An 8,856-nucleotide genomic window follows, 5' to 3' on the forward strand; every position below is an offset into this window, starting at 1 on the left:
TTTGTCTTCTTCAGCCATTCTGCCGGATGTTACAGATTCCGCGCCAAGCGTCTTCCGCTGTTTGCAATGATGTCCAGTATGACCTCAGCATTTTGCTGTGCATAGGCGGGTTCAAACATATCTTTATGGGCGCCCCCGCCTTGATATTCCTGATAGAGTCCCGTTGTGGCGCCTTCCCACTTCATCGGCTCGGTCTTATCACTGTGCTCTTCCTTTATACCGGCCTCGATAAAATGGAGGTTTGCCGCGATTTGGCCGTCATTTATCAGTTCCGCCCAGTACGTTTGATAGCACTCTGTTTTTCTGATGACCGCTTCCCTGACGGCTTCCGGGACATTTTCGGCTGTTGCGTTTGTTGGCTGCGGCGGCAGTGCGTCAAGCTTTCTGTACGCGTCTGCGATAATGACGTCGCTGATTTCTAAGCCTCGCTTTTCCATCGCTTTTGCCGCCTCGAATGCCGTATTGCCGCCCGCTGAATATCCGAAGAGGATATAAGGGCCTTCCGGCTGGATTTCCAGCATTTTATCAATGTATTGTTCCATTCTGCTGTCTTCTTCAATAAAGTTAAAGCCGTACACAGCAGCCCGTCCGTTTAATGCCGCCGCAAGATCTTTAAAGAAAATCCCGAAACCTGAGATAGGCGGAAAACAGAATAGGTTGCGGCCTTTCGGCTGATTCAGTCTGCTGATATGCTGTTCGGCAGCTTCCGACAGTGTGCTGGAATACAGCTTTTCAGCCAATTGTTCAATTGTCGGATATTCAAATATCATTTCAATCGGCACATCCATCTGCTGCCTGGTCTTCAGCTGATGAATCACTTGCAATGCTTTCAAAGAATGGCCGCCCAGCTCAAAGAAGTCATCCTGTATGCCCAGCTCCCCGCAGCCGAGGATCGGCGTCCAAATGTCGATCAGCTCACGCTCTACCCAGTTTCGTGGCGGAACGGCTTTTGATGACGTTTTTTTCCGTTCCGGCGCAGGCAGCCGGCGGCGGTCCACTTTGCCGTTTGCGGTAAGCGGCATACGGTCAAGCTTAATCACATACTGCGGAATCATGTAATCGGGAAGCGACCTGGCCAATAGAGATCGAATCGTTCTTTCTTCAACAGGCGCGCCCGTATAATACGCACAAAGGATTGCTTCTTGTCCTTCTTTTGCTGCGATGACTGCCGATTCCCTGATTCCATCTATTTCAGTCAAGCGTGCTTCAATTTCGGCCGGCTCAATCCGCTTCCCGCGAATCTTGAATTGGCGGTCGATACGGCTGATGTATCCGATGCTTCCATCAGGCAGCCAGTGTGCCAAGTCGCCTGTTTTGTAGATCTTTTCTTCAGGATGAACCGGATGGCTGACAAATGCTTCACTTGTTAAGTCAGGCCTGTTTAAATAGCCTTTGGCAACCCCGTCACCGCCGACACAAAGCTCACCGGGCACGCCGATCGGCGCAAGTCCGCCATTTTTATCAATGATATACGCGGTTGAATTGCTGATCGGTTTTCCGATTGGGATCGGCTGAGAAAAGTCATGCCTGATTTCGTAAAAGGTGGAAAATGTCGTATTTTCCGTCGGTCCGTATATGTTATAAAGGCTGAGATTCGGACAGCGGTGTCTGACCTTATTGATGAGCGCCGGGGACAATGCTTCTCCGCCGACATATAAGGTGTGCAACCCAGAAAACATCTCCGGATCTGCCTGGGCAAACTGGTTAAAGAGCGCCGTCGTCAAAAACAGAATCGTAATCCGGTTGGAAGAAAGATAATTGCCGAACCTCTCAGGGGCAAGCATTGTCGAGCGGTCAACCACATGAAGACAGGCCCCGTTCAAAAGCGCTCCGAAGATTTCAAATGTCACTGCGTCAAAACCGATGGACCCTGTCAGAATGAGGCGGTCCGACATGCCGGCCGACGTGTAATTGCTGTTTGACACGAGCGATACGACGTTTCGGTTGGAAATCATCACGCCCTTCGGTTTTCCTGTTGAACCGGATGTATACATAATATAGGCAAGGTCATCAGGTGCTGTATCGGTATTCAGTTTTCCCGCATCAGCTGTTTGTTTTTCAGCTGCAGCCGGGATAGAGATGATGTGAGAAAAGTCAATGTCAGTCTCAATCCCTTTTTGCACCGTTAACAGCTGTGCTCCGCTCTCAGTGAGCATATCGGCGATCCTGTCGGATGGCAGTTCTGCATCAAGAGGAAGGTACGTCCCTCCCGCTTTCAATACAGCGAGAACAGCGATGATAAATTCCGGTGAGCGTTCGGCCAGAATCCCGGCAATTCCCTTTGGCGCCAAACCGTTTTCCAGCAGGGTGCGGGCGAATGCAGTTGACCGTTCATCGAGCTCCCTGTACGTCATCGTCAGCCCGCCGGCGTGAAGCGCCTGATGGTCCGGGGTTTTCTTCACCTGTCGGCTGAACAGGCTGATGATGCTTTCATCTCTTTCATAAGTTGTTTTCGTGTCATTAAATTCGCCGATTATTCTTGATTTTTCCTTTTGTCCGAGCATCGGAAGCCGATCAGCCGGAACATCGGGATTGAAGGCGGCGCCGCGCAGAGCTTCTTCCAAGTGTCCTTTTACGCTCTCTATCCATACTTCGTCATAAACGTTCGCATTGTAGCTGAATTTGATGAGCAGCTCATCTCCAGGCGCTATGATGAGGTTAAAATCGTAGCCCGATTGTTCCGAAACGTTGACATTCCCGATCCGGAACGGTGCATCCGATTCCTTTTCCGCGTCTTTCATCTGCTGCTGGATCGGATAATTTTCAAACACGATAATATGGTCGATTAAATCCTGTTTCAGCTCAGTCTGCGATTGGATGTCAGCAAGCGGATGATAACTGAACGCCTCTGAGTCAAGCATTTCTTTCTGCAAGCGCCCCAGCAGTTCTCTAAAGCTTTCGTCACCCGTTTTAATGCGTACCGGCACGGTATTGATAAACAGCCCGATCATGCTTTCCACGCCGTCAATGACCGAAGGACGCCCTGATACGACCGCGCCGAATACGGCATCGTCCGTCCGGTTGTAGCGCTGCAGCATCAGGCCCCATACAGTCTGCATAAGAACCGCGAGCGTAGCCCCCTCTTCTTTGGCGATGGTTTTCAGCCTGTCTGTCAGGTTTTGATCTAAAGAAAACAGGAGCTCTTTCTTACGGTAGCCTTTTTCCTGGGGACGGGCCGATATTTTCGGGAGTCCTGTGGGTGTCTCGCAGCCTGCTAAATATCCTTTCCAATATTCAGAAGCCGCGTCTTTGTCCTGATCAGTCAGCCATGTAATATAAGTGCTGTAAGGCTTTGCGGGCGCCAGTGTGACGGGTGAGCCTGATTCAATCGCCCGGTACATATGCATGAATTCCTGAAGGACGATGCCGAGGCACCAGCCGTCCATAAGGATGTGATGGTGGCTCCAGACGCATACATATTTTTCGTCACCCGTTTTAAACAAAGAAACACGCATCAGCATATCCTTTTGCAAGTCAAAGCCTTTTAAGCGGTCACGTTCCTTAAATCGCTGTAAATAGATGCTCTGTTCCGCTTCGTCCAAATGTGTAAGATCTTCGCGGTGCAGCCGGAATTCCCGCTCACGCAGCACAACTTGGCGGGGGCCGTTCAGCTGAGCGACATGAGGTAAAAAAACCGTTCTGAAAATATCGTGGCGGCTGATGACAGACTGTACGCTTTGCTCAAACAATTCCGGACGAAGCCGGCCTTTTATGGTGAAGACGGATTGCTCGATATATGCAGCCCCCTCCTTTTGCAGAAAGGAATGAAAAAGCATTCCTTCCTGCATTCGGCTGAGGGGATAAATGTTTTGGATATTTTTCGTTTTGTCCATGTGTTCCTCCCGCTCGATTTTAGTGGAAGCTGAGTAAGTCGGCAATATCCTGCAAGGCTTCCTCAGTCAGCTCCCGATCATCAAAGTCACTGACGGTCTTCTCCGTATCGGTTTTGCTGAGGCAGTGTTCCGACAGTTTCAGGAGATAATACCGGCAGCTTTCGGACAGCCGTTCGATCGTATCTTCCCGGAAGCGCTCCGTTTCATAGGAAATGCTGACGGTCATCCGGCCTTTTGCCGCAATCGCGCTGATTTCAAGTGACTGCTCCCGTTTCCATGTATCTGTCACATCATCTCCGCCTCCCAAAGGAGAAAACTGAAACGCGTCTGGCTGTTCCGTTTCTGCCGGATTCCCGCCGGGCGCATCGAATTGTCCGAGATAGTTAAAGCTGATCTCCGGTGCTTTTCCGAAAGTCATCCCGGTAAGCTTCGGCGGTGTTAAATATTTGAGGACGCCGTATCCGTTCCCTTTATCCGGAATGCGCCGCAATGTGTCTTTGACGGTTTTCAATGTGCGAATTTCATATTCTTCATGAGGTTCATAAACTCCGCTCCGGAAAAGCACCGGGTAAATGGAAGTGAACCACCCCACTGTCCTGCTGATGTCCGCACCTGCCTGCTCCGATTGGCGTCCGTGTCCTTCAAGGGCGATTTTCAAAGCGTGCCGCGGCGACCACTTTTGAATGGCAAGCACGGCGGAAGCCAAAAGCACATCTTGCGTATCCGTATTGTAGGCGCTGTGCACATCTTTCAACAGGGCGTCCGTTTCATTTTCTGTCAGAGTGAAGGATACTGTGTTCCGTTTTTTTGCAGGAGTTTGAGATAGATCTGCCTGCTCGTAAGGAAGACTTTCTGTTTCATAGTGTTCAATCTCCCGCCAATACTCCGCCTGCTGAAGAAGCTGTCTGCTTTCGGCATAATCGGCCAGCTGCTCCGTATATGTTTTGAATGACATGGTTTTCGGAGGGAGTTTGATTTCCTGTCCAGAGACGGCCTGCTCATAAGCAGAAGCCAAGTCTTCCAATAAAATCCGCCATGATATCCCGTCGACAGCGAGATGATGGACCGTCAGAAACAAGTAATCTTCTGCTTCAGAGCGGAACAGCCCCGCCTGTACAAGCGGCCCATTCTCTAAATCCATGTTTCTCTGAAGCTCTGCGACGCGGCGTTTTACAAAACGTTCCTTCTCATGCTCATCGCCTTCCGTTTCTAAAATGGTCAGGCTGTAAAGCTGCTCATCTGCGAGGTCAGCCGGTCTGTTGAAAAGGAGAAGACCTTTCTCTTCGTCTTTTTTGCAGACAAGGCGCAAGGCATCATGATGAACGGTAATGGCTTTTAACGTTTTCCTCAGGATCTCTTCATCTATTGAATTTGTTCTCGTCAGCATGACGGACTGGTTAAAATGATTTGCTTCCTTCATGTCTTGTGTGAAGAACCATTTGTGAACCGGCGACCACTTCACTTCTCCTTCTGCAGGAGCTTGGCTGACCGGCTGCCGCTCTGTACGGACATAAGGCGCCAGCTCCCTAATTGTCGGCCGGCTGAAAATATCTTTTACGGCGATCTGTTTTCCAGCCTGATGTAATCGGGCTGATACTTGCAGGGCTTTGATGGAATCGCCGCCCAGTTCAAAAAATGATTGATCCGCGGCAATGTTTTCAGTTCCGAGCACTTCGCTCCAAATCGCGGACAGCTCTTTTTCCATGTCGCTTTCAGGCTCGGTAAATGCCCGTCCGGTGTGCGCTTTTTTCCGCGGCTCAGGAAGCGCGCGGCGGTCAAGCTTCCCGTTCGGTGTGACAGGCAGGGCTTCAAGTGTTTCAAAGAACGCCGGCACCATATAAGCGGGCATTTCATTTCTGAGTGCCTGCTGCACGGATTCACTTTCTGTTCCTTCTTCTGTCACGATATAAGCGCATAGTTCCGTTTGGCCTGCTGATGCGGTATGAGCGGTGACGGCTGCTTCTTTGACACCTTTTATGCCTGTTAAGGCGGATTCAATTTCTTTCAGTTCCACCCGGTAGCCTCTGATTTTGACTTGCTCGTCCATTCGGCCGATATATTGCAGCGTGCCGTCCGGCAGCCATTTTGCCAGGTCGCCCGTGCGGTACATGCGCCGGTTCTTCCGGAACGGGTCTTGGACAAAGGCTTGGGCCGTTTGCTGAGGAAGATTGCGGTACCCTCTTGCAAGGCCGGAACCCGAGATGCAAAGTTCTCCCGTTACACCGATCGGCTGCGGATGATCTCCGTTTAAAATATAAACGTGTGAATGCTCAATCGGACGGCCGATCGTGATGTTCTCACATTGTTCTATATGTCTTGCCGCTGTAGTGGCGACGCTGTTTTCCGTCGGGCCGTACTCATTGGCAAGCTCAGTGTGAGGACAAACTGATAAACTGCGACTGATAATGTTTTGGTCGACAGCTTCTCCAGCTAATGTGACAATCCGGAGAGACTCTGCATCCCCCGGCTCCAGTACGTCAAGCAGTGTACGGTACAGTACGGGAACAATGATCATGTGAGTGATGCGGTAAGATGCAAGATAGTGTTTAATAGCAAGAATATCTCTTGCTTCATCTTCGGCTAAAACGGCCGCTTTCGCACCGGAAATCAGCGGTGTGAACATGCTTGTTACAAAACCGTCAAATGAAAATAAAAAGAGCTGAAGAATCGTATCTTTCTCATTCAGATCATAAAATCCGCTCCGCCATTGAAGGGTTTGGCTGACGGATCGATGTTCGACCATAACCCCTTTCGGCCTGCCTGTCGTTCCCGATGTATAAATGATGTAAGCCAAATCTTCCGGTGCTGATAATGACTGGACCGGCGAAGCATCCTGTTCTTGGATATCCTCCAGTGCGAGCACTTCACCGTTAAAACGATCAGGCACTTGTTCTATCGCACCGTGTGCGGTAAGGAGAAGCGCTGTGCCACTGTCTGAGATGATATATTGCTTGCGTTCCTCCGGATATTCAGGATCTATCGGGACGTAGGCTCCTCCGGCTTTCCAAACCCCGAAGACTGCCGCTACTTGTTCCGGCGATCTTGGTATCACAATGCCGACGGCTGCATCAGGTCCGATCTGCCGTTTTTGCAGAGCTCTGGCGATTTTATTCGACCAGTCATCTAATTCTTTGTATGTGATCAATGTTTCCCCGCTGATAAGGGCCGCGGCATCAGGTGTTTTTCGCGCCTGGGTGATGAACAGTTCATGAACTGTTTTTTCAGGCAGCTGTTGATCCATCAAGCCGTTAAAGTCTGAAAGAATCCGGTTCCGTTCCGGAGCAGTCAGCATGCTGATCGCTTGTAAAGAAGTTTCCGGTTCACGGACAATGTGTTCAAGCATCGTCATAAAGTGGGAAGCCCAGCGCTGCATTGTTTCTCTCCGGAATAAAGACGCCGCATATTCAAACAGAAAATGAATCTGTCCCCCGCCTTCAGAAGCCTGTAAAGTGACATCAAATTTGGAAACCGGACGGGACACATCCGCAGGCTGAATATGCAAACCGTCCAACCGCAGTTCCTCATGCTCTATATTCTGGACGACAAGCATGGCGTCAAACAGCGGATTGCGGCTTGTGTCCCGCTGTACGCCGAGCCGTTCCACTAGCTCTTCAAACGGGTAGTCTTGATTCTCATACGCCTCAAGCGCCGCCCGGCGTACTTCCGCCAAGTAATCGGTGAACCGTTTGTCTCCTTTCGGCTCCGTTCTGATGGCGAGCGTGTTGACGAACATGCCGAGAATCGGTTCAAGGTCTTTGTGCGGACGCCCGGCAATCGGCGAGCCGACGATGATGTCTTCCTGCCCGCTCAATCTCGCGAGTAACGTATTGTACGCGGCGAGAAGCACCATATACAAAGTAGAGCCGTGATCCCGGGCGATGCGGTGAAGGCCGGATGCCGTTTCAGCGTCAAGCGTGCACGATACGCTGCCGCCCGCAAAGCTTCTGACCGCCGGACGGGGCTTGTCAGCCGGAAGCTCAAGCACCGGAAGCTCTCCTTCAAGCCGCTTCAGCCAATACGCTTCCTGCTTCTGATATCCTTCTTTCTCCTGAAACGACCGCTGCCAGACGGCATAGTCTTTATATTGAAGGCGCATCGGCGTAAGCGAACGGCCTGCGTACAGCTCGCCGAATTCTTTAATCAAGGTGTTGACGGACACACCGTCAGAAATAATATGATGCATATCCGTTAATAAAAGGTGACGTTCGTCTGATTCTTTCACGAGAGCCGCACGGAAGAGCGGCGCTTCTTCCAGACAAAACGGCCGGACGAATGCGTCAGCTGACTCGGCCTCATCCAGCTGAAACGGTACGCTGTCATGGATGCGCTGCACCGGTTCGCCGTCAGGCCCCGTTTCAAAGGACGTTCTGAGCGACTCATGCCGCTCCACAAGCTGCCGGAACGTCTCCTCCAGCCGGCTGCGGTCAAGCGGGCCCGTCAGTTCCAGCACAGCCGGCATATTGTAGCCGACACCGCCGTCTTCAAGCTGTTGGAGCACATACATCCGTTTCTGCGCCGAAGACACCGGGTAGGTGTCCTGTTTTTGTGCAGGCTGAATCGCTTCATACGGGCTTTCTTCCAAGTCCTGAATAACCGAAGCGAGCTCTTCCACCGTCGGCCGGGCGAAGATGTCCTGTAACGGCACCTGAACACCGAACTCTTTGGCGATGCGGGAGACGAGAGCCGTCGCTTTTAACGAATGGCCGCCCCGCTCAAAAAAGTGATCCCGGATGCCGACGGGGCCGTTTTTCAGCACCTCTTCCCAAAGGGCGCAAAGCTTCATTTCCGTGACGTTCCGCGGAGCGGTGTACGCCTGTCTGTCTGCCGCTCCGCCGGGAGCCGGCAGCGCGCGGCGGTCAAGCTTTCCGCTCGGCGTGACCGGCCATTCGCTCATCTCTATAAACTGAGCCGGCATCATGTAGGCCGGAAGGCGTGTCGCAAGCTCCGCCCGCACGTCATCGCTTTCCCGTCCTTCGATATAGGCGTAAAGCGCGGTTTCGCCGTGTTCAGTCCGGGCGGTGAC

Annotated in this window: 2 protein-coding genes; both read right to left on the reverse strand. The window is 51.6% G+C overall.

Going from position 1 to position 8,856, the window contains the following annotated elements; translation table 11 throughout:
* Positions 1 to 29 precede the first annotated feature (29 nt).
* The gene (locus HWY38_RS10450; RefSeq protein WP_224181794.1) at positions 30 to 3,833 is read right to left on the reverse strand and encodes a non-ribosomal peptide synthetase; all 3,804 of its coding nucleotides are present in this window, start codon (positions 3,831 to 3,833) and stop codon (positions 30 to 32) included.
* A gap of 19 nt (positions 3,834 to 3,852) precedes the next feature.
* Positions 3,853 to 8,856: non-ribosomal peptide synthetase (locus HWY38_RS10455; RefSeq protein ID WP_224181795.1), on the reverse strand; the 5,004-nt coding region annotated here is incomplete at its 5' end.

Origin of the sequence: Bacillus sp. KS1 (assembly GCF_020075515.1) — a bacterium.
Lineage (GTDB): Bacteria > Bacillota > Bacilli > Bacillales > Bacillaceae > Bacillus > Bacillus velezensis.

What these genes read in the sequence shown, in the direction of transcription:
- HWY38_RS10450 (WP_224181794.1), bottom strand. Translation starts at nt 3,833, where the DNA reads ATGGACAAAACGAAAAATATCCAAAACATTTATCCCCTCAGCCGAATG.